Origin of the sequence: Pelomonas sp. Root1217 (genome assembly GCF_001425705.1) — a bacterium.
Classification (GTDB): Bacteria; Pseudomonadota; Gammaproteobacteria; order Burkholderiales; family Burkholderiaceae_C; genus Pelomonas.
In genome coordinates, this window is the sequence record NZ_LMDC01000012.1 from 781,836 (window position 1) to 801,494 (window position 19,659).

Below are 19,659 nucleotides of genomic sequence, written 5' to 3' on the forward strand. Positions count from 1 at the left end.
GTCTCAGCCCGGGCCGTGGCGGGCCTGGCCGAGCAGACCGGTGGCGACGTGGATGCGCTGCCTGCAGCCGTCCAACTCGGCGCTGAGGCTGCGCTCTGGCGAGGCGGCCGGTTCGGACGACAAGGCCCGGTGGGCGGCATCGACGGCGGTTTCGAGCCGGGTGTTGCGCACGCGGGCCAGATGCCAGGACCAGGCCATGCCCGCAGCGCCGGCCAGCATGCCGGCCAGCACGCCGACCCAGTCCGGCGCACTGCGGCCGCTCGCGCCGGCCTTGGCGCGCTCCACGGCCAGCTCCTGCTCCGTGGCGGCGAGCCGGGCCTTGAGCTGCCCGCGCTCCTCGGCGGCGCGGGCGTTGTCGAGCAGGGCCTGCTGCAGTTCGCGTGCGAAGTCCGGGCGCTCGACCAGCTTCCTGACCTCGGACGCCGGCAGCGTGGCGACGCGGTCGTCCTTCCACCAATAGCCCAGCAGGCCGCCAAGGGCGAAGGCCGCCAGGCCGGCAAGCACCAGCAGAACCGCTGCGGCCGGGTCTTCATCGTCGGTTGCCTTGCGCGCCGCGCGCCACAGCACCCAGACGGCCAGCAGCACCGCCAGTACGACGAAGAGATAGGTCAGCGAGGGGTTGTTGGACTTGAAGTCCAGGCCAATGCCGCCGGGCAGCTTCAGGCTGATGGCGTTGGCGTCGCCGTCGGCCGCCTTCTTGCACTCGGCGCCCGGTGCGGAGGCGGGGGCTGCAGAAGCAGGGGCCGAGGCGCCGCAGTACAGCGTCACCTGCTGGCTCACGCCGGGCGCTGGCGCCGCGGGCCGTGCGATGGGCGGCCCGGCCTTGTCCCGGCACGGTGTGGCGGGCGCGCTGGCGGCCGAGGCGGCCTGGCAGGCGGCGGGGGCCAGCGCGGTCGACTGCGCGAGCGGTGCGAGCAGCAGCAGCCACGTGGCGGCGATCCATCCCTTGCGCGTCCACCTGCTCATTGAGGCTCTCCATGCTGGTGAGGGCTCGGCGCCAGCCGGAGCCGGCTCGGCATTCTGAAGCTCGCGCGGGTCGCCGCGACGGCGCCACCTCACACTTGTGATGACGCCGCGCCGCGCAACCGGAGGAGTCGGGCAGGTTGCGGTCCAATGCCGCCATGAACCCTGACCTGCCCGCCTTGCCGCATCTCGCTCCTGGCCGCTACCGCCACTACAAGGGCGGCGAATACGAAGTCCTTCATGTCGCCCGCCACAGCGAGACACTGGAGATCGTTGTCGTCTACCGGCCGCTGTACAACGACAGCGGCTGGTGGGTGCGGCCCTTCGAGATGTTCACCGGCTCGCTGGAGGTCGATGGGGTGGTGCGGCCGCGTTTCGAGCGCATCAGCTAGCCATCGTCAGCGCCGCCAACTGCCGCTCCAGCTCGGCAATGCGCTCGTCCCGCGCCTTGAGCGCCGCCCGCACGTCGGCCGCCTCGAAGCGCTGCGGGATGTGCTTGGGGCAGTTGACGTCCCAGGCCTCGACGTCGAACAGGATGACCTGCTCGGGCCGCGCCGGGTAGCCAGCCGGCATCAGCCGCGCCATCAGTTCGGCATCGCCTTCGACGACACGCGCCCGGCCCCAGATCTTGATGCGGCGCTGGTGGGCGTAGTCCATCAGGAAGAGGAAGGCGCGCGGGTTCTCGGCCAGGTTGCCCTGGGTGATGTACTGGCGGTTGCCGGCAAAGTCGGCGAAGGCGATGGTGTGCTCGTCCAGCACGTGCAGGAAACCCGCCGGGCCGCCGCGGTGCTGCACATAGGGCTGGCCCTCGGCATTGGCCGTGGCCAGCATGACGCTGATCTGCGCCTCGATCTCGTCCTTCAGGTCGGGCGTAATGCGGCTCTCCCAGCCGTCGCCTTCTTCCATGCGGGCATAGGCGTGGCGCGATCCCTTGCGGGTCTGCAGGGCCTTGACGGTGGGCGTGAAGGCGATGTCGCTGGGGGTGGCAAGCGCGGGCTTCATGGTTACAACCCCAGTTCGCTGAGTGACGGATGGTCGTCAGGGCGACGACCTGAGCTTTCGCGAGGCCAGTGGAAGAGCCGTTCCTTCACAGTGATCGCCACGTCGTTGATGCTGGCGTGCCGCGTGTGCATCAGCCCCTGGTCGTCGAAGGCCCAGTTCTCGTTGCCATAACTGCGCCACCATTGGCCGTCCGCGTCATGCCACTCATAGGCGAAGCGCACGGCGATGCGGTCCTCGCCATGGGCCCAGATCTCCTTGATGAGCCGGTAGTCCTGCTCGCGCTGCCACTTCGCTGTCAGGAAGGCCTCGATCTGCTCGCGGCCGTTCACGAAGGTCGAGCGGTTGCGCCAGCGGCTGTCGGGCGTGTAGGCCAGGGCCACGCGCGCCGGGTCGCGGCTGTTCCACGCGTCTTCGGCCATGCGCACCTTCTGCACGGCGGTGGTCAGCGAGAACGGCGGGAAGGGCGGGCGGGACATGGCGGGCTCCTGAAGGGTGGAAAGACGGACGCGCACCGCAGGCAGCCTGCGGCGCGCGTGGGGCGATTTACGCGGCCAGCGGCAAGGCTTCTGGGAAGTCGATGACGGTCTTGGCCACTTCGTTGAGGTAGTTGGTCCAGGTGTTCAGCGCCACGTGTTGGACGATCTCGACGATCTGCCCGTCGTCATAACCCGCGGCGCGCACGGCGGCCACGTCGGCGTCGGACACATGGCCGCGCTGCGTCGCCACGCTGGCGGCAAAGCGCACGGCGGCGTCCGCCTTGGCGTCGTTGGAGCGGCCGGCGCGGTTGGCGGCGATCTCGGCCGTGTCCAGCTTGGCCAGGTTGCTGCCCAGGTAGGTGTGGGCCGCCAGGCAGTAGCCGCAGCCGTTGATCTGCGCCACGGCCAGGGCGATGCGCTCGCGCGTCTGGGCCGGCAGGCGGCCTTTGGCCAGTGCGCCGGACATGCCCAGATAGCCTTCCAGCGCCGCCGGGCTGTTGGCCACGGTGCGGAACAGGTTGGGCACGGAGCCGAGCTGCTTGTTGACGGCTTCCAGCATCGGGCGGGCGGCTTCGGGGGCAGCGTCGATGGAGGCGGGGGTGGCGATGCGGTTCATGGTGTTTTCCTTCGTGTTCGTTGGGTGGGTGTCGGTGTTGTTTCGGCCCGGTGGCCTGCCGGTGCCGAGAATGTAGAAACTTGCGCCCAGAAGCACTAGCCGGCAGGATTCGAAATCTTTCTCTCGATATCCGGAAGAATCGGCGCTGAAAATGGACCGCTTCGAAGCCATGACCGTGTTCGTCGCCATCGCCGAGGCCGGCAGCCTGTCGGCGGCGGCGCGCAAGCTGGAGCAGCCGCTGGCCACCGTCAGCCGCAAGCTCACGTTGCTGGAGGCCCAGCTCAAGACCCGCCTCATCGCCCGCTCCACGCGCCGCCTGGAGCTGACCGACGCCGGCCGCGACTACCTGGAGGCCAGCCGCCAGATCCTGGAGCAGGTGGCCGACGCCGAGCGCGCCGCGGCAGGCGCCTATGCCCGCCCGCACGGCCGCCTCGTCATCTCCGCGCCAGTGGTGTTCGGCCGCTTGCACCTGCTGCCCCTCATCGTCGAGTTCCTGCGCGAGTTCCCCGACGTGGACGTGCGCCTCATCCAGGCCGACCGCGTGGTCAACCTGCTGGAGGAGCATGTCGACCTCGCCCTGCGCATCGGCGAGCTGGCCGATAGCGGCCTGGTCGCCACCAAGGTCGGCGAGATCCGCCGCGTCTGCTGCGCCAGCCCCGCCTACCTGGCCGCCTACGGTCGCCCTTCTGCGCCGGCCGATCTGGCGCGCCACGCCTGCATCAGCTTCGAGGGACTGATGTCGGCGAGCCGCTGGGTGTTTCCGGCTGAGACCGTCGAGATCCGCTCGCGGCTGGCCGTCACCACCGCCGAGGCGGCCATCGCCGCGGCCGAGCAGGGCCTGGGCGTGGCGCGGGTGCTGTCCTACCAGGTGGCCGACGCGGTGCAGGCCGGTCGGCTGGAGCGGCTGCTGCCGGAGCACGAGCCCGCGCCGGTGCCGGTCAGCCTGATCTACCCCGGTCAGGGGCGGCTGCCGATGAAATGCCGCGCCTTCCTCGACTACGCCGCGCCGCGGCTGCGTGAGCGGCTGCAGGGCCAGGCCTCGGCAGAATCGGCGGCCTGATGCGCGCCAGCCGCCTGCTCTCCATCCTCATCCTGCTGCAGCTGCGCCCGCAGATCACGGCGCCGGCGCTGGCGCGGGAGTTCGAGGTGTCGGTGCGCACCATCCTGCGCGACATCGACGAACTTTCGGCCGCCGGCGTGCCCGTCTACGCCGAGCGCGGCCGCAGCGGCGGCTTCAAGCTGCGCGAGGGTTTTGCGACGCGGCTCAACGGGCTGCTGGGCGATGAAGCGCAAGCCCTGCCGCTGCTCGGCCTGCCCGGTGCGGCCAGCGAACTGGGCTTGGGCGGTGCGTCACAACGGTTGCGCCTCAAGCTGCAATCGGCGCTGCCGGGCGAGTCCGCGGCGCTTGCCGGCCGGTTGCAGGCGCGGCTGCACGTGGACCCGCTGGATTGGTACCAAAGCGGCGAACCGGCCACGCACCTGCCGGCGCTGGCGCAGGCGGTGCTGGAATGCCGCCGCGTCGAACTGCGCTATCTGAGCTGGAAGGGCGAACGCGACTGGAAGGCCGAGCCGCTGGGCCTCGTGCTCAAGGGCGGCAGCTGGTACGCCGTCGCGCGGGCCGGGGCGCGCACGCTGACGCTCAAGGTCGCCAAAATCCAGTCGCTCAGCGTTGGCGAGGAAAGCTTCGAGCGCCCGGCTGACTTCGACCTGGCGACTTGGTGGCAGGCTTCGCTGCAGCGCTTTGAGAGGGAGTTGCGGCCCGAGGTAGCCGTCATCCGCATCACCGCCGAGGGCCGCCGGCGGCTGGCCGAGAAGGGCAGCTATGCCGCCCAGGCCGTGGCGGCCGCGGTGCCCGAAAGGCCGGCGGGGCCACGGCGCTGGTCCAGGGTCAAGTTGCCTATCGAGAGCGTGGACCAGGCGGCGCGGCTCGTGATGTCACTGGCGCCTGAGGCTGAAGCCGTAGGGCCGGCGGCGGTGAGGGCGAGGGTGGCGGAGTGGGCTGGGGAGTTGGCGCGACGCCATGCAGGCACTTAGGCACTCGCCGTCCTGCAATCGGCTTGACGGGCCCTCTGTCCGTCGATGGAGAACTTGTAACTTCACGCCGCCTTTGCCGATGTTTTATTGGCATAGTCATCGCCCATCAAACACTTGCGATGGCCACTCCGGTTTTATGCAGCGGTGGCCGTCACCCCTAGAACGCGTTAGGCATTCCAGATGAGGCGGATGGCAGCACTCATTCAACTGATCAAGGCAACTTATCCACGCGACGAGTTTTTTGATTCCGTGGGCGAGACTTTGCGCTTATCAAAACAGGCTCGCGCGTCCTATCGGGCTTATGACAAGGCGTTCGATTGTTTGGACCAAGAGTCTTGGGAAAGACTGTCGAAGAAAGCGGTCGCGCACTTCCTTGATCACCGGAGAGGCCAGCTCAAACAAGGATTTTTCAACCAACTAAACGAGGCCTTTGCGTATCAGTTCCTCCTCCGCCAGGGCTATACGCATGTACGCGTCTTGCCGGAGGACGGCAAAACGACGCCAGACTTGTCATACCGTCACGGCAACGCGGTAAGGTACTGCGAAGTAAAGAGTATCGGCATTTCAGAAGAGCAGATCGATCGCTGGGAAGCTGAGGAGGGCTTTGACGGAAGCATTTACGATAATCTCAGTGCAGGATTTTTGCGGAAGCTCGACGCTGACCTGAGGAGCGCCTACAAGCAGATAGCCAGCAAAGGGCCTGACGGCATAGTCTTCATCGTTGCGAGCTTTGATGATTTCACGCTAAGTCACTATGAACGCTATCGAGTGCAAATTGAGCGGCACCTCTCCCAAACGGAGGTCCCAGAGGTTTACGTGAAGGTAGGCTTGTTGGGAGGTAGAAAAATTCACAAGTCAGCGCAAAATCATGGCCTCTCATCCAAGGCAGACTGAGGCATGCGAATGCCTAACTGTCGATTCAACACGAACAAAAATGCTGCGCATTTTTGCCGGTTAACCTGGGCGCTAGAGCGCATCCATGAAGTCCTACGCAACCCTCGCTCGCCGAGCGGTACGCGTCCTCGGTCACCCAAACAGTGGGTGGTCGCCCGCAGATCCTGATGACGATAACGCGCCGGAGATCGAGTTTCGATTCGAGATCACAGACGATGGAAACAAGAACTTCTTGCTTGTTTGCCATTCGTTGGATGGGCGCTATGCCGCCGATACCTGGCACGAAACCCTTGAAGAGGCCGTTGCCTTTGCACAAGACTCCTATGACATCGCGCCATCGGAATGGATGATGTCTGGGCCCACCACCTAACTGAGTGAGCAGGCCGTGACGCAGACCGGCGCGTCAGGCGAGTTATGCCTTCCCTACAAGCCATGGAGCCATTTGCTTGACGAGCATCAGCTTTGAATCTGCCAACCAACCTGAGGTCATCGCCCTCATCGCCGAGTTGGACGCCTACCAGGACACCCTTTATCCGCCCGAAGCCCGGTATGCCTTGGACTTGGCGTCGCTGACCCAGCCGAACGTCGTCTTTGCCGTGGCCCGAGACGCTGGGGGGCGGGCGGTGGGTTGCGGCGCCATCGTGCTGGGCCTGGAATTCGGCGAGCTCAAGCGCATGTTCGTCAGCCCGACGGCCCGCGGCAAGGGTCTGGCCAAACGGTTGCTGGCCCGGCTGGAATCCGAGGCGGCTGCTCGGGGCTGCAAGCTGGTGACGTTGGAGTCGGGCCCCTACCAGCTCGAGGCGCTGGCGCTATATGCCCAATGCGGCTACGCCCGCCGCGGACCCTATGGCAGCTATGCCGACGACCCCTTGAGCGTCTTCATGGAGAAGCGCATCGACGTCAAAGCACCCGGGGCAGATCCCGCCTGACCGCCACGCGGTCGCCGAAGTCGAAATGCCACCACTCGGTGGTGATGGCATGAAAGCCCACCTCGCGCATGGCCGCGCGCAGCCAGCCGCGCTCGACGAGGTGCTCGGGCTTGAGCGCGCCCAGGGCCAGGTGCTCGGCCTCGTGGTCGGGGTGGGAAGCCAGCGTCATCTCGTCGAAGCCGCTGCCCATGTCGACCTCACGCCCTTGCGGGTCGAGCAACGTCAGGTCGACCGCCATGCCGAAGCTGTGGATGGAACCCCGCTCAGGGTTGGCGAGGTACATCGTCAGTGGCGTGCCCTGCAGCTCGTCCCACAGGCGCTGCTGCACGCGTTGCGGGCGCAGCGCGTCCAGCACCAGGAGGCGGTAGCCAGGGCGGCGTTCCTGCAGCCACAGGGCGGCCTGCTCAAGCGCGTCGGCGGCCTCGCGGCGCAGCCAGGCGCAGTCGATGCCCGCATAGACGGAATGGCCGACGAAGTTGTCGGCGGTCGCGTAGCGCAGGTCGGCGGCGATACCGTGCCGCAGGCTGGCCAGACGCCGGAAGTCGGGGTGGCCGGCGATGTCTTCGATGCGGATCACGGCAGTCGGGAAAGGTGTTCGTGCGCAGCAGCGGTGATGAATTTGACTAGGCGGCGCGAAGCCTGCCCGAGCGGCGCGCTGGCGGCGCTGAGCAAGTAGAGCTGCACCGGCACGGCCGGCGACAGCGGGCGCACGCGGACCTTGCTGGCATCGGCGCTGGCGGCAGTGAAGGGGTCCACCAGCGTCATGCCGACACCGGCCTCGACGAGGGCGCGTGCGAGCTGGTAGGTCTGCACGGTGATGCGGCTGGCCAGCGGCTGGCCCAGCGCCTCGCCGGCATGATGCAGCAGGCCGGCCAGCGGGTCGTCGCTCTGCAGGCCGACGATCTCGGTGCGGATGTCGGCCAGGCCCAGCGGCCCCTCGCCTTTGGCCTCGGGGCTGCTCAAGGGGCAGAGAGCGACCATGGTGCCGCTGGCGATGACCTCGGCCTTGATGCCGGGGTGGCGCGGGTCCTGCAGCGACAGGGCGAGGTCGGCCTCGCCGAGCAGCAGCGCCGAGACGATCTCGCGCGTGTGATGGGTGGCCAGCGAGCAGCTCGCGTTCGGGTAGGCCTTGCACCAGGGCGTCATTGCCGCGGGCACGACGGCCATGGCCAGGGCCGGGGTCGCGACGAGGCGCACCTGTTCGCTCTCGCCGCTCTTCAGGTTGGCCGCCAGGCGCCGGATGCCGACCAGGTCGCGATTGAGCTTGTCGATCTCGACGAACAGGCGCTGCGCCTCGGGCGTCGGGTAGAGCTTGCCGCGCACGCGGTCGAACAGGGCCATGCCGAGCTGGAGTTCGCAGTGCTGCAGCACCTTGGTCACGGCCGGCTGTGAGATGTGCAGCAGCTGGGCGGCACCGCTGATGGTGCCGGCCTGCATGATGGCGTGGAAGACTTCGATGTGTCTCAGGCGCATGAGGCAAGACCGTCTGAGCAAACACAGCCACAGAGGCACGGAGACACAGAGGAATTCAAAGGCTGTGCTCTGTGCCTCTGTGTCTCTGTGGCGTTGTTGAGAATGGGCTTCACTTCCGGTACACCCCTTCAAAGTTGACGCTGCCGTTCGGCGCCATCTTGAAACCGACGACGTCCTTGCGGATGGGGATGTAGACGGTCGAGTGCGCCATCGTGATCCAGGGCCGCTCGTGCTTGAAGATTTCCTGGGCCTTCTCGTACAGCGCGATGCGCTTCTTCTGGTCGGGTGTGGCGCGGGCTTCGTCGATGAGCTTCTCGAACTCGGCGTTGCAGAACTTGATGCCGCTCTTGTTGGCCGCGCAGCTGAGGTTGGGCGTCAGGAAATCGTCGGCGTCACCGGTCTCGCCGCTCCAGCCGCTCATGTAGACGTTGTGCTCGCCGTTGTTGGCGCGCTTGAGGTACTCGCCCCACTCGAAGGTCTTGATGCTGGCCTTGACGCCGATCTTGGCCCAGTCCTGCTGGATGAGCTGGGCCATCAACTGGCCGTTGGGGTTGGTGGGGCGCTGCACGGGCAGGGCCCACAGGTCGATCTCGAAGCCGTTGGGAAAACCGGCCTTGGCCAGCAGCGCCTTGGCCTTGGCCGGGTCGAACTCGTTCTTCAGCTTCTTGTTGTAGCCGGGAATGGCTGGCGGGAAGGCGCTGACGGCCTGCATCGCGTCACCGCGCGGGAACAACGCCTTGAAGATGGCGTCGCGGTCGATGGCGATGTCCAGCGCCTCGCGCACCTCGCGCTTGTCGGTCGGCGGCTTCTTCAGGTTGAAGCTCAGATAGGAAATGTTGAGCGCCTGGATCTTCTCGATGCTGACGTTCGGGTTGTTGGCCAGCGAGGCGACATCGACGTCGCGCAGGGCTGCCGTCACATGGCATTCGCCCGCAGCGATCTTCTGCACGCGCACATTCGGCTCACGGCTGATGCTGAAGACCAAAGCCGACGTGCGCTGCTTGCCGCCCCAGTAATCTGGGTGCGCTTCCATACGCAGCACGTCGTCCTTGGCATAACTTTTGAACTTGAAGGGGCCTGCGCCGACCGGCTGGACATTGATCTGGGAGGCCTTCCCAGCCTTCAGCAACTGGGCCGCGTACTCGGCGGACTGGATGCCTGCCCAGGCGAAAGCGAAGTTTGCGACGAATGTCACATTGGGCTGACGAAGCCGGAAACGAATTGTGCGGTCGTCAATTTTGTCGATGCCTTCGATCAGTTTGGTCAGGCCGAGGTTCTGCGGATAGATGAAGTTCGCTGGAAATGCCTTGTTAAAGGGGTGGTTTGGGTCAATGAAGCGCTGGAAAGTGAACAGCACGTCATCAGCATTGAGGTTGCGGGTGGGCCTGAACCAGGGGGTGCTGTGGAACTTGACGCCATCCCGCAACGTGAAAATAAAGCTCTTGGCATCGGGCGAGATTTCCCACCGTGTGGCGAGCTTGGGAATCAGTTCTGTCGTGGGTCGTTTGAAGCCAAGCAACCCGTCAAACATCTGAGCGCTGACCGTGTTGGTGCTAGCGCTGTCCCACATTCCTGGGTCAAAGCCTTCCGGACTGGCGTCAGCACAGTAGATCAGCGGCTTGCCCTGGGCCTGCGCCGCGGGCGTTCCGGCCAGTGCGAGAAGGGTCAGCAATGTGACGTACAGAGACTTCATGACGATGGTCTTTTCAGAGGAAGAACGGGCGGGAATTGTTTGGAGCCAAGCCCGCCGCGGCAAGGGCGGCGAAGGTCGAGACGCATAACCGAAACTTATACCTTGAGCGCCCCCTAGTTCGTAACGTTTGGCCACGGTCCGGTCAGAGCCAGCCCTCAGAATCCGCTCCGCGCCTAGGCCACCCCCCTAGTACCGAAGTGCAGCGACGTCCGCTGCTAAGGATTGCTTTTCCATGACTGACCCTCAACGCCGCAAATTCCTCCAGTATTCAGCCGCTCTTGGCGGCGCTGTTCCCTTGGCCGGTTGCGGTGGCGGAGGGGGGGAAGCCGTGGCCGAGGCGGCTGCGTCGGAAGGAGCGACCGTCACTGCGTCGGTGATCAAGCTTCCCACGACCGCTCCTGCCCCGGCTCCCGTTCCGCCCCCCCCTCCGGCGCCGGCCCCGGTGCCCGCAGCTGTGGCCACCCCGACGCTCGGCCTGTTTACCGGCGCGATGCAGTTCAGCCTGGTCAGTACCAAGACCCAAGCCAAGGCGCCCTTCAGCCTGGGCTTCGCGTTCAAGCGCGGCGACATTCCGGCGGGCAGCACGGTGGGCTCCAGCTTGTCTGCGTTGCAGGTCACACCGCGAACGACCTGGCCTGACGGCTCCTTGAAGTTCGCCCAGATCGCCGGCTTTGCCGACCTGACGGCCAACAGCCTGCTGACCGTGCGGCTGCGTCGCATTGCCGCAAGCGCTGGCAGCGCCGCTGTGCTGACCGTTGCGGACCTGAAGAAGACGGGCATCACCGCCGAGGTTGGCGCGGGCGGCCTCGGCACAGCCAGCTTTGGCGCTGCCGACTGGGATGCGCCGCAGGCCACCTGGGTCAGCGGCGCGCAGATGTCGTCCTGGGTCTTTCGCAAGCCGGTGGGCAGTGACGCCCACCTGGTAGCCTGGTTGGAGGTGCGCCTGTTCGCCGGCGGCGCCGTCGAGATCCTGCCCTGGATCGAGAACGGCTACCTGATGGTGGCGGGCCCGACCAGCAAGGCGGCGACCTACACCTTCAAGATCAATGGCACGCAGCGCTTCTCGGCCGCCATCGACCTGCCCCACCATTGCCGCACGGCGCTGATCAATGGCACGGCCCTGTCCTACTGGCTGGGCACCGACCCCGACGTGACGCCGCGCCATGACCTGGCTTATCTGCAGGCCACCGAGCAGGTGCCGACCTACAGCGCCCGTGTGGACGCGAATGGTGCCGTCGCGCAGTGGCTGGTGACCAGCTACACGCCGCTGGACAAGGCCAATTTCACGTACGCGAGCGACTCCATGGCGGCCACCGGCTACCAGGAACCCATCGGCCTGCTGCCGATGCATGACGCGCTTTATCTGACCTGCGAAAGCAGCAACACCTATGCGGCCGTCGTGCGCAACGGCTTCGCGGCCGGTCGCTATCCGCTGTTCTATCGCGACGAGAAGACCCAGCGCCCGATCCGCTTCTCCCAGTATCCCAACCTGGTGCTGCACAAGGACAGCCGCGTCAGTGACCTCGGCAGTTCAACGCGCAGCCAGTTCACGCCCCAGCCCACCGGCACGCAGTCGCCGCGCTGGGATTGCGCCCACAGCCCCTCGGTGGGTTATATGGCCTATCTGGTCACGGGGCGCTGGTACTTCATGGAGCAGGTGCAGTTCGCCGCCACGCTGAACTATCTGAGCAAGGCGGACGAGCCCAATATGCGCCGGGGCTCGCAGGGCCTGGTGCAGTCCTGCTTCGGCGGCTGGCAGACGCGTTCGGCCGCCTGGCAGTGGCGCACGCTGACGCAGGCGCTGAACGTGACGCCGGACGACGACACCGTGCTGCGCCAGGAGTTCATCAACTGCGTGCAGTCCAACATCGAGGACTTCCACGCCGTCTACGTCGCCCAGCCCAACAATCCCTATGGCTGGATCCAGCCGGGCGAGCCCTACGAGAACATCATGCAGTTCGGCGCGGTCTGGCAGCAGGACTTCGTCACCGCGGCCTTCGGCTACTCGTTGTCCATGGGCCTGCCGGTACCCGCAGCCGTCGAAACCAAGCACGCGGCCTTCTTCCGCTGGAAGGCGCGCAGCGCCGTCATGCGCCTGGGGCCGTCCACCGGCTTCTGGTACGTGAACGCGGCCGTGTACACGATGAGCATCTCGCCGGTCGCGGTGCCCGACTTCAAGACCGGTAAGGGGCCCTGGTATCCCAACGATGCCGCTGTCTACCTGGCCAGCTATGCCAGCCTGCCCGCCTGGTTCGGCGCCGTCGAAGGCAAGCTGGCGGGCGAGATCATGCCGGGCGACCGCGCGGCCTGGGGGAATCTGACGACGGCCATGGCCTATGCCGTCAGGCATGGCGTCGACGGCGCCGCCACCGCCTACCAGCGCCTCATTTCGGCCAGCAACTATCCGGCGTTGCGGGATGCCTTCAACAGCGCGCCGGTCTGGTCGGTGGCGCCGGCGCGGGTCATTCCAAGCTGGCTGGCCAGCAAGCCCTTGAACACCTGGTTCGAGATCCCCGGTACGGCCGGCGCGGGCGGCGCAGCGGTCGACGCCTACAGTGGCTTCGCCCTCAATGACCGCACCAGCGAGATCATCATCGCTGCGGCCGGTGGCCATACCGATTCCTATGACAACCGGGTCGTGTCCATCGGCCTGGCGTCGGACACGCCGACCTGGAAGGTACGCCTGGCGGCCAGCAAGAGCTACGCCCAAAACGTCGCCCACTACACCGACGGCATGCCGTCCTCGCGCCACCTCTACAGCACGGCTCATTTCATTCCGCAGATCAACCGCCTGATGTTGTTTGGCGCGCGCGGTGTCTACGGTGCGTCCTGGGACTTCGCCAAGGTGGATGCCTTCAACCTCGATACCAACACCTGGGACAAGGCGGGCACCTGGGCCGACATGCCCTCGGGCTACTACGGCGCCGCGCAGATCCGCGCGACGGGCGAGGTCATCAGCACCGGCCTGAAGAAATGGTCGCCGGTCGACAAGAAGTGGACCGACCTCGTCAGCAACCCCGTCGGGGATACGGCGCGCTGGCCCATGGCCTACGACGCCCGCCGCAACCAGGTCTTCTGTCTGCAATGGGGTGACGGCCAGGGCTTCGACCCGCAACGCATGGTGGCCAGCCGCGTTCCGCTGGGCAGCGGGCAGCAGATCGCCGTCACCTTCAACGCCAGCAGTGCGCTGACGCAGTGGCAGAACGAAAAGCCGAGCTATGCCGCGATGGACTACGACCCTGACGGTGACCGCTTCCTGTTCTACAGCGGCCAGGGCGAAGCGGCGGGTCGTATCTATGTCGTCACGCCCAATGACAGCAATGTCTGGGACATGAGCCTGCTCAATGGTGGCAACCTGAAGATCGCGCCCACCCCCGACAACGGCAGCGGCCTGCAGAACCGCATGCGCTACGTGCCGGCCCTGCGTGGCTTCGTGCTGCTGCCGCGGGGCAGCGCCAATCTCTACTTCCTGCGCACGGCCTGACATGCAGCCCCTCGTCCGGCCGCACACCGCTGAACGCGGTGCGACCGACCGGTCCCCCGGGGGGACGGCGATGCTTGCGGCATCGAACCGCAAGCACATCGCCAGCGCGGGCCGGCTCGGGAGCGGCCCAGCGCTCGGCCCGCAAGATGTCGACCCCGTCGGCTGCGGCACCGGCACTGCGCCGCGGACAACTGAAGGTGGCGGCAGAATCGGTCCACGATGTGGACCGACTTCCAACCGCTGACCGTTCAGCGTGACGGCGTCACGCTATTCGCCCGCCAGGGCGGCCCGTCGGATTCCGGCAGGCCGCCCTTGCTGCTTCTGCACGGCCACCCGCAGACCATGGCGATGTGGCACCGGGTTGCGCCGACCCTCGCGAAGACGCGACGCGTCGTGCTGATGGACCTGCGCGGCTATGGCGACAGCGACCGGCCGCCGGCCGGCGAGGGCAGCGCGGCCTATGCCAAGCGGGAGATGGCGAAGGACGCCGTGGCGCTGATGCAGTCCCTGGGCCATGAGCGCTTCGCCGTGCTCGCCCATGACCGCGGCGCACGCGTGGCCCACCGGCTGGCGCTGGACCATCCGCAGGCCGTGACGCGGCTGATGCTGCTGGACATCGCCCCCACGCTGGCCATGTACGAAGGCACGACCGAGGCCTTTGCGCGCGCCTACTGGCACTGGTTCTTCCTGATTCAGCCCGCACCGCTGCCAGAGCGCCTCATCGAGGCCGACCCGATCGCCTACCTGCGCGACGGCATGGGGCGGCGCGGCGGCCACTTCTTCGACAAGCGTGCCTGGGCCGAGTACGAGCGCTGTTTCGTCCGCCCAGGAACGGCAGCCGCCGTCTGCGCCGACTACCGTGCCAGCGCCGGCATCGACCTCGAACATGACCGTGCTGACCGTGCCGCGGGCCGGCGTGTGAGCTCGCCGCTGCGTGTGCTTTGGGGCGCCAACGGGGTGGTGGGGCGTTGCTTTGATCCGCTTGCGCTCTGGCAGGCGGCGGCCGAGCACGTCAGCGGCCGCGCCGTCGACAGCGGCCACTACATCGCCGAAGAAGTGCCCGAGGTGGTGCTGGGCGAGGCGCAAGCCTTTTTCAACGAGGAGCAGTGACGCAGAAGATCGCCGTGATCGCTGGCGACGGCATCGGCCGAGAAGCCATGCCAGCGGTCCGCGCGCCCGGAGCCTGCGAAAATGGCAGCATGAAGTCCATTGCCTACACCCGCGCCCAGGGCCTGCCCGCCCTGCTCCAGCAACGCATCGCCGTGCTCGACGGCGCGATGGGCACCATGATCCAGCGCTACAAGCTCACCGAGGCCGACTACCGCGGCGAGCGCTTCAAGGACCATCACAAGGACTTGAAGGGCAACAACGAGATGCTGATGTTCACGCGGCCCGACGTGCTCAGCGAGATCCATGAGCAATATCTCGCCGCCGGCGCCGACCTCATCGAGACCAACACCTTCGGCGCGACCAGCGTTGCCCAGGAGGACTACGACCTCGCTGGCCTGGCCTACGAGATGAACGTCGAGGCCGCCAAGCTGGCTCGCGCCGCCTGCGACAAGTATTCGACGCCCGACAAGCCGCGCTATGTCGCCGGCGCCCTCGGCCCGACGCCGCGCACCGCGTCCATCAGCCCCGACGTCAACGACCCCGGCGCCCGCAACGTCGACTTCGACACGCTGCGCGCGGCCTACTACGAGCAGGCCAAGGGTTTGCTGGACGGCGGCTGTGACCTCTTCCTCGTCGAGACCATCTTCGACACGCTCAACGCCAAGGCGGCCATCTTTGCGCTCGACGAGCTGATGGAAGACACCGGCGAGCGCCTGCCCGTCATCATCTCGGGCACCGTGACCGACGCCTCCGGCCGCATCCTGTCCGGCCAGACGGTCACTGCCTTCTGGCACTCGGTGCGCCATGCACGGCCCATCGCCATCGGCCTGAATTGCGCCCTGGGCGCGACGCTGATGCGGCCCTATATCGAGGAGCTGGCCAAGGTGGCGGGCGAGGTGGCGGTCAGCTGCTATCCCAACGCCGGCCTGCCCAACCCGATGAGCGACACCGGTTTCGACGAGACGCCGGACGTGACCGCGCGGCTGGTAGGCGAGTTCGCCAAAGCCGGCTTCCTGAACATCGCCGGCGGCTGCTGCGGCACCACGCCCGACCACATCGCGGCCATCGCCAAGGCCGTGTCGGCCTACAAGCCGCGTGTCAGCGGCGAGAAGTTCTTCAGCCAGATGCTGGCTGCGGCCTGAGCCTCAGGAGGCGCGGCTCGGTGCGCTTGCCGGCTTGGCGCTGCGCCGCGGGCTCTCGCTGAATTCCGCCGGCGGCTTCATCAGCGCCGCATCGGGCTCGCCACGCTTGACCTTTTCCAGCCGGTAGTTCTGCTCGCCCATGCGCGGGTCGGCGTCGCGGCTCATGACCGTCAGCATCAGCTCGGGGCTGCGCCAGACCTCGCGGGTGCTGACGATGGGCTTCTCGTTGCCGATCTTGCCGGCCTCGATGGTCCAACTGGTGCGCTCGCCGGTGACCTTGAGACCGTCGATCTCCTTGGGCGCCAGCACCGTCGTCGTGCCGCCCTCGCGCGGCAGCATGGGGCCAGGCAGCAGCAGCGGCATGGGCGGCACCGGCGGCGTGGGCACCATCAGCGGAGTGGGTGGGGCGGGCATGGCAGGCGGCGCGGGCATTTCGCTGGCGCGGATGACGCGCAGCTCACGGCGACGCTCGACGGCGCTGGCACCCGGTGCGGGTGTTGTCATCAGCTCCTGCTCGATGACGATGCCCGGCTCACCGGCCATCGCCCGGGCGCGCACGCGCTCCGCATCCACGCTGCGCGCCCGCTCGGCAACCCGACCTCCCCATTCCTTCCAGCGCGCCGCCTGTTCCTTCATGCGCTCGCCCCAGTCCTGCATCGACGCCTCCCAGGCGGCATGGGCCGCTGCGTCGGCACCAGGTGCCCAGGCCGCGTTGCTGCGCAGCCGCTGCACGCGCTTCTGGTCGGGGTAGACAACCCAGCTCTCCTTGGCCACCGGATCGTTCAGGTAGATGACCTTGGGGCCGCCCTCGCGCTGCACCTCGCGGCGCGTGCGGCCCTCGCCGTCGCGGCAGAGCTGACTCTGCTGCTTGCGCACGATGCGGTTGCCGTCGCCCAGCGTCTGTACGTTCTCATGCACGGCGGTGGCGCAGTAGGGCGCGCCCTTGACGACGCGTTCGCTCTCCAGCTCGCGGCCGGCGAAGCTCAAGGCCTGGTCGCCCAACGCGATGCGCACGGGCATGTCGGACAGGGCGATCTGCACGCTGCGCTCGATGTCCCGTTCGAAATCGCGCTCGATCAGGCGGTCGGTCTCCAGCGCGTTGGCCGAGGCTGCCAGGGCCAACAGCGCCAGGCCAGTGATGGATGTCTTCATGTCGTTCTCCGTCGTCAAATCAGTTCAGGATGCGCACGGCCAGCACCTGGCCGCTCGGGTTCAGCATCAGCTCGGCGCGCACCGTTTCGTCGGCGCGAGCGGCATCAAAGGGCAGGCCCAGCAGCGCCAGGCGCTCGCGCGGCAGCTCGGTGGGCTGCAGCCAAACAGCGGCGCTGCGGCCGGCCGTCAGTGCGGCCTGGAACTCGCGCTCGGACACCAGCGGGATGAAGCCGCTGCCGGCCGTGGCCGCCAGGGCGGTCTGGCTGCCCGGCGGGTCGAGCAAAAGCATGGCGCAGAGCAGCACGGCGGCAGTGGCGCCAAGCGCGCCACTGCCCCAGGCGAGGCGGCGCAGCCAGTGCGGCTCATGGGCCTCGGCCGTCTGGGCCGCCAGGCGGCGCACGCGCTGCAGGTGCTGCTGCTCGGTGAGGCGGGCCAGTACGGCGGCGTCCTGTTCCGCGCCGGGTTGCAGCTTGGAAAAGTCCGCACGGGCCGGCAGCAGCCAGGTCGGGGTGTCGGGGTGGGTGCTCATGGTCGTTCTCCAACGGCGAGCAGGTCGGCCAGCCGCTGGCGGGCGCGGTGCAGGCGGGTGCGCAGCGTGTCGACGCTGACGCCGGCAATCGCCGCAGCGTCTTCATAGCTGCGCTCCTGCAGGTCCACCAGCACGATGGCCTCGCGCTGCGGCCAGCTCAGCCGGCGGATGGCGGCCCAGAGGCCGTCCTGCTGCTGGCTTTGATTCAAACGCGTGTCGCTGCTGGGCATGAGCTCGGCGGTTTCGTCGGTGTCGAGCGAATCGTCCAGCGGCACATGGCGTCGTGCGTCGCGCCACTGGTTCAGCAGCTGGTGCCTGGCCATGCCGGCGAGGTAGGCGCCGAGCGAGCCGCGGCCGGCATTGAAGGCCTGCGGGCCGCGCAGCAGCTGGGCGAAGGCTTCCTGCACGGCATCCAGCGCTGTCGCCTCGTCGCCGGCCAGCGCCAGCGCATAGCGGTAGACCGAGCCACTCTCGCGCCGGTACACCAGCGCCAGCGCGTCAGCGTCACCATCGGCGACACGCGCCAACAGCGCGACCTCGTCACCCGACGCCGAGGCGGCCGGCGCGACAAAGCCGAGGCGGGTCAGCCAGCTCATGTCGGGCAGCATGGTGTGAGGGCCTGCAGGGTTTGCATGCCTCTATTGAGCGTGGGCAGGCCCTTTCGTTACTCGGGAAAAACCCGTCGTCACTTTTGGCATGGGAGCGGCGCGGCATGATGCTGCGCAACCCAAAGGAGAACGCCGCCATGCTCAAGCTGCAAGGCATTGACCATCTCGTGCTGCGCGTCATTGACCTCGACGCCATGACGCGCTTTTATGTCGACGTGCTTGGCTGCTCGATCGAGCGCCGGCAGGACGAGATCGGCCTCGTGCAACTGCGCGCCGGCCATTCGCTGATCGACCTCGTGCCGGTGGACGGCAAGCTCGGCCGCATGGGCGGCGCGGCGCCCGGTGCCGAGGGCCGCAACATGGATCACTTCTGCCTGCGCGTCGAACCCTTCGACGCCGACTCCATCCGCGCGCATCTGGCTGCACATGGCGTGGAGGCCGGCAAGACCGAGAGCCGCTACGGCGCCGAGGGGGAGGGGCCGTCCATCTACTTGAGCGACCCCGAGGGCAATGTCGTCGAACTCAAGGGTCCGCCGGGGCCGGTGCAATGAAACCATTGACTCGCGCCATCGTCTGGGGCGGCCTGCTGGCCGGCACCGGCGACCTCGTCTTCGCGCTGAGCTACTACGGCATGAAGTTGCGCGTCTTCCAGGGTGTCGCCGGCGGGCTCATCGGCCGCGAGGCGGCGTTCAGCGGCGGGCCGCAGACCTTCGCGCTCGGCGTGGCACTGCACTACGGCATTGCGCTGATCTGGGCGGCCATCTTCTGCGTCGTCGCTTTGCGCCTTCCATCGTTGCTTCGCAACGCGACCGCGGCCGGCCTGGCCTATGGCTTCGTCGTCTACTTCGGCATGAACAACGTCGTGCTGCCGCTGTCGGCCCTGCACACGCCGTTCTGGCCGCCCAAGCTGGACGCGCCGGCGATTGCGGCGCATTGCTTCGTGTTTGGCTTGCCGATCGCGCTGGCGGCACGGCGGGTGTTGCTGGGTGGGCCTAAGGCCGCTTGAGTTCGCGTGCCAGCACGCGGTTGCCGTAGGTGTTGCCTTCGAAGCTGTAGGTGGTGTCGCCGATGTCGGCATAGCCCTCGCGTGCATAGAACGCAAGCGCGCGCTGATTGCCGTCCCAGGCCGTCAGCCACAGCGCGTCCAGGCCCGCCTCGGCGGCCAGTGCCTGTGCGGCACCGATCAGCCGCCGGCCCAGCCCCATGCCCTGAGCGGCGGGCTGCACATACAGGCGCACCAGTTCGGCGCCGGTGCACTGGCCCGCCGGCGCGGCCTGGTCGGTGAGCGTCAATTCCGCAAAGCCCAACAGCCCCGTGTCGCGCTCGGCCAGCACGAAGCGCCGCTGCGGCTCGCGCAGCCGCAGGTCGAAGGCCTCGGTCGCGTATTCCCGCAGGGCTTCGCGGGCCAGGTCGGGGCGCACGCCCTCGGTGGCATAGGTGTCCAGGAAGACCTGGATGGCCAGTGCGGAAATCGTCGTCGCGTCGTCAGGCGTGCCGGCGCGCAGGGTGATTGAAATCGAGGTCAAGGGCTGTGTGAGGAACGCCAAACGCATC

The 19,659-nt window shown here is 67.4% G+C and carries 22 protein-coding genes; 11 read left to right on the top strand and 11 right to left on the bottom strand.

The window, feature by feature from the left end:
- Positions 1-3: 3 nt before the first annotated feature.
- Positions 4-966: a hypothetical protein gene (locus tag ASC95_RS12555; protein WP_057298026.1), complete on the bottom strand. Its 963-nt coding sequence runs from the start codon at positions 964-966 to the stop codon at positions 4-6.
- Between the two features lie 155 nt (positions 967-1,121).
- Between ASC95_RS12555 and ASC95_RS12560 the strand changes: the two genes are divergently transcribed.
- Entirely contained in the window at positions 1,122-1,355 is a 234-nt protein-coding gene (locus tag ASC95_RS12560; RefSeq protein WP_057298027.1) for a DUF1653 domain-containing protein, read from the top strand.
- Here ASC95_RS12560 and ASC95_RS12565 read toward each other — a convergent pair.
- The 3 genes from ASC95_RS12565 to ASC95_RS12575 all read right to left on the bottom strand — a co-directional run bounded on the left by ASC95_RS12565 (position 1,348) and on the right by ASC95_RS12575 (position 3,057).
- Positions 1,348-1,965, bottom strand: coding sequence for a pyridoxamine 5'-phosphate oxidase family protein (locus tag ASC95_RS12565; protein ID WP_057298028.1), 618 nt, complete (start codon positions 1,963-1,965; stop codon positions 1,348-1,350). The two genes, ASC95_RS12560 and ASC95_RS12565, sit on opposite strands and share 8 nt — an antisense overlap.
- Before the next feature lie 2 nt (positions 1,966-1,967).
- Entirely contained in the window at positions 1,968-2,441 is a 474-nt protein-coding gene (locus ASC95_RS12570; RefSeq protein WP_057298029.1) for a nuclear transport factor 2 family protein, read from the bottom strand.
- Between the two features lie 67 nt (positions 2,442-2,508).
- Positions 2,509-3,057 (bottom strand): carboxymuconolactone decarboxylase family protein, encoded by a 549-nt coding sequence (locus ASC95_RS12575; RefSeq protein WP_057298030.1) that lies wholly within the window; start codon positions 3,055-3,057, stop codon positions 2,509-2,511.
- A 151-nt stretch (positions 3,058-3,208) separates the two neighbouring features.
- Here ASC95_RS12575 and ASC95_RS12580 point away from each other — a divergent pair, with 151 nt between their 5' ends.
- The 5 genes from ASC95_RS12580 to ASC95_RS12595 all read left to right on the top strand — a co-directional run bounded on the left by ASC95_RS12580 (position 3,209) and on the right by ASC95_RS12595 (position 6,914).
- On the top strand, positions 3,209-4,117 hold the full coding sequence (locus tag ASC95_RS12580) for a LysR family transcriptional regulator (protein WP_057298031.1): 909 nt from the start codon (positions 3,209-3,211) through the stop codon (positions 4,115-4,117).
- Entirely contained in the window at positions 4,117-5,091 is a 975-nt protein-coding gene (locus ASC95_RS12585; protein ID WP_057298032.1) for a YafY family protein, read from the top strand. The genes ASC95_RS12580 and ASC95_RS12585 overlap by 1 nt, the downstream gene beginning before the upstream one ends.
- A gap of 189 nt (positions 5,092-5,280) precedes the next feature.
- Positions 5,281-5,985 (top strand): hypothetical protein, encoded by a 705-nt coding sequence (locus tag ASC95_RS12590; RefSeq protein ID WP_157256243.1) that lies wholly within the window; start codon positions 5,281-5,283, stop codon positions 5,983-5,985.
- An 85-nt stretch (positions 5,986-6,070) separates the two neighbouring features.
- Positions 6,071-6,355, top strand: a complete 285-nt coding sequence (locus tag ASC95_RS30635) for a hypothetical protein (protein ID WP_157256246.1) — start codon at positions 6,071-6,073, stop codon at positions 6,353-6,355.
- A gap of 76 nt (positions 6,356-6,431) precedes the next feature.
- Positions 6,432-6,914: a GNAT family N-acetyltransferase gene (locus ASC95_RS12595; protein WP_057298034.1), complete on the top strand. Its 483-nt coding sequence runs from the start codon at positions 6,432-6,434 to the stop codon at positions 6,912-6,914.
- Here the strand turns inward: ASC95_RS12595 and ASC95_RS12600 are convergent.
- The 3 genes from ASC95_RS12600 to ASC95_RS12610 all read right to left on the bottom strand — a co-directional run bounded on the left by ASC95_RS12600 (position 6,886) and on the right by ASC95_RS12610 (position 10,080).
- The gene (locus ASC95_RS12600; RefSeq protein WP_082567732.1) at positions 6,886-7,491 is read right to left on the bottom strand and encodes a M15 family metallopeptidase; all 606 of its coding nucleotides are present in this window, start codon (positions 7,489-7,491) and stop codon (positions 6,886-6,888) included. The genes ASC95_RS12595 and ASC95_RS12600 overlap by 29 nt on opposite strands.
- A complete protein-coding gene (locus ASC95_RS12605; protein WP_057298035.1) occupies positions 7,488-8,387 on the bottom strand; it encodes a LysR family transcriptional regulator in 900 nt (299 codons plus the stop codon). Before ASC95_RS12605 ends, ASC95_RS12600 begins: the two co-directional genes overlap by 4 nt.
- A gap of 109 nt (positions 8,388-8,496) precedes the next feature.
- A complete protein-coding gene (locus ASC95_RS12610; protein WP_057298036.1) occupies positions 8,497-10,080 on the bottom strand; it encodes an ABC transporter substrate-binding protein in 1,584 nt (527 codons plus the stop codon).
- Positions 10,081-10,534: 454 nt separating this feature from the next.
- Between ASC95_RS12610 and ASC95_RS12615 the strand changes: the two genes are divergently transcribed.
- The 3 genes from ASC95_RS12615 to ASC95_RS12625 all read left to right on the top strand — a co-directional run bounded on the left by ASC95_RS12615 (position 10,535) and on the right by ASC95_RS12625 (position 15,816).
- Positions 10,535-13,564, top strand: a complete 3,030-nt coding sequence (locus tag ASC95_RS12615) for a hypothetical protein (protein ID WP_157256248.1) — start codon at positions 10,535-10,537, stop codon at positions 13,562-13,564.
- Positions 13,565-13,783: 219 nt separating this feature from the next.
- Positions 13,784-14,674, top strand: a complete 891-nt coding sequence (locus tag ASC95_RS12620) for an alpha/beta fold hydrolase (protein ID WP_057298038.1) — start codon at positions 13,784-13,786, stop codon at positions 14,672-14,674.
- 89 nt (positions 14,675-14,763) lie between these two features.
- Positions 14,764-15,816, top strand: a complete 1,053-nt coding sequence (locus ASC95_RS12625) for a homocysteine S-methyltransferase family protein (protein ID WP_057298361.1) — start codon at positions 14,764-14,766, stop codon at positions 15,814-15,816.
- A 3-nt stretch (positions 15,817-15,819) separates the two neighbouring features.
- On the opposite strand, the gene ASC95_RS12630 is transcribed toward ASC95_RS12625, so the two are convergent.
- Genes ASC95_RS12630 through ASC95_RS12640 form a run of 3 tightly spaced genes read right to left on the bottom strand, consistent with a single transcriptional unit; the run spans position 15,820 to position 18,093 of the window.
- Complete coding sequence (locus ASC95_RS12630) at positions 15,820-16,968, bottom strand: hypothetical protein (RefSeq protein WP_157256251.1); 1,149 nt, start codon at positions 16,966-16,968, stop codon at positions 15,820-15,822.
- 19 nt (positions 16,969-16,987) lie between these two features.
- On the bottom strand, positions 16,988-17,497 hold the full coding sequence (locus tag ASC95_RS12635) for a hypothetical protein (protein ID WP_057298040.1): 510 nt from the start codon (positions 17,495-17,497) through the stop codon (positions 16,988-16,990).
- Positions 17,494-18,093: an RNA polymerase sigma factor gene (locus tag ASC95_RS12640; RefSeq protein ID WP_162250764.1), complete on the bottom strand. Its 600-nt coding sequence runs from the start codon at positions 18,091-18,093 to the stop codon at positions 17,494-17,496. Before ASC95_RS12640 ends, ASC95_RS12635 begins: the two co-directional genes overlap by 4 nt.
- 149 nt (positions 18,094-18,242) lie before the next feature.
- Between ASC95_RS12640 and ASC95_RS12645 the strand changes: the two genes are divergently transcribed.
- Both ASC95_RS12645 and ASC95_RS12650 read left to right on the top strand, forming a co-directional pair.
- Complete coding sequence (locus ASC95_RS12645) at positions 18,243-18,656, top strand: VOC family protein (protein ID WP_057298362.1); 414 nt, start codon at positions 18,243-18,245, stop codon at positions 18,654-18,656.
- Positions 18,653-19,111 (top strand): hypothetical protein, encoded by a 459-nt coding sequence (locus tag ASC95_RS12650; RefSeq protein WP_157256253.1) that lies wholly within the window; start codon positions 18,653-18,655, stop codon positions 19,109-19,111. The genes ASC95_RS12645 and ASC95_RS12650 overlap by 4 nt, the downstream gene beginning before the upstream one ends.
- Here ASC95_RS12650 and ASC95_RS12655 read toward each other — a convergent pair.
- Positions 19,098-19,631, bottom strand: coding sequence for a GNAT family N-acetyltransferase (locus ASC95_RS12655; RefSeq protein ID WP_162250765.1), 534 nt, complete (start codon positions 19,629-19,631; stop codon positions 19,098-19,100). The genes ASC95_RS12650 and ASC95_RS12655 overlap by 14 nt on opposite strands.
- Positions 19,632-19,659 lie beyond the last annotated feature (28 nt).

What these genes read in the sequence shown, in the direction of transcription:
- ASC95_RS12555 (WP_057298026.1), bottom strand. Translation starts at nt 966, where the DNA reads ATGAGCAGGTGGACGCGCAAGGGATGGATCGCCGCCACGTGGCTGCTG.
- ASC95_RS12560 (WP_057298027.1), top strand. Translation starts at nt 1,122, where the DNA reads ATGAACCCTGACCTGCCCGCCTTGCCGCATCTCGCTCCTGGCCGCTAC.
- ASC95_RS12565 (WP_057298028.1), bottom strand. Translation starts at nt 1,965, where the DNA reads ATGAAGCCCGCGCTTGCCACCCCCAGCGACATCGCCTTCACGCCCACC.
- ASC95_RS12570 (WP_057298029.1), bottom strand. Translation starts at nt 2,441, where the DNA reads ATGTCCCGCCCGCCCTTCCCGCCGTTCTCGCTGACCACCGCCGTGCAG.
- ASC95_RS12575 (WP_057298030.1), bottom strand. Translation starts at nt 3,057, where the DNA reads ATGAACCGCATCGCCACCCCCGCCTCCATCGACGCTGCCCCCGAAGCC.
- ASC95_RS12580 (WP_057298031.1), top strand. Translation starts at nt 3,209, where the DNA reads ATGGACCGCTTCGAAGCCATGACCGTGTTCGTCGCCATCGCCGAGGCC.
- ASC95_RS12585 (WP_057298032.1), top strand. Translation starts at nt 4,117, where the DNA reads ATGCGCGCCAGCCGCCTGCTCTCCATCCTCATCCTGCTGCAGCTGCGC.
- ASC95_RS12590 (WP_157256243.1), top strand. Translation starts at nt 5,281, where the DNA reads ATGGCAGCACTCATTCAACTGATCAAGGCAACTTATCCACGCGACGAG.
- ASC95_RS30635 (WP_157256246.1), top strand. Translation starts at nt 6,071, where the DNA reads ATGAAGTCCTACGCAACCCTCGCTCGCCGAGCGGTACGCGTCCTCGGT.
- ASC95_RS12605 (WP_057298035.1), bottom strand. Translation starts at nt 8,387, where the DNA reads ATGCGCCTGAGACACATCGAAGTCTTCCACGCCATCATGCAGGCCGGC.
- ASC95_RS12610 (WP_057298036.1), bottom strand. Translation starts at nt 10,080, where the DNA reads ATGAAGTCTCTGTACGTCACATTGCTGACCCTTCTCGCACTGGCCGGA.
- ASC95_RS12620 (WP_057298038.1), top strand. Translation starts at nt 13,784, where the DNA reads ATGTGGACCGACTTCCAACCGCTGACCGTTCAGCGTGACGGCGTCACG.
- ASC95_RS12625 (WP_057298361.1), top strand. Translation starts at nt 14,764, where the DNA reads ATGAAGTCCATTGCCTACACCCGCGCCCAGGGCCTGCCCGCCCTGCTC.
- ASC95_RS12630 (WP_157256251.1), bottom strand. Translation starts at nt 16,968, where the DNA reads ATGAAGACATCCATCACTGGCCTGGCGCTGTTGGCCCTGGCAGCCTCG.
- ASC95_RS12635 (WP_057298040.1), bottom strand. Translation starts at nt 17,497, where the DNA reads ATGAGCACCCACCCCGACACCCCGACCTGGCTGCTGCCGGCCCGTGCG.
- ASC95_RS12640 (WP_162250764.1), bottom strand. Translation starts at nt 18,093, where the DNA reads ATGAGCTGGCTGACCCGCCTCGGCTTTGTCGCGCCGGCCGCCTCGGCG.
- ASC95_RS12645 (WP_057298362.1), top strand. Translation starts at nt 18,243, where the DNA reads ATGCTCAAGCTGCAAGGCATTGACCATCTCGTGCTGCGCGTCATTGAC.
- ASC95_RS12650 (WP_157256253.1), top strand. Translation starts at nt 18,653, where the DNA reads ATGAAACCATTGACTCGCGCCATCGTCTGGGGCGGCCTGCTGGCCGGC.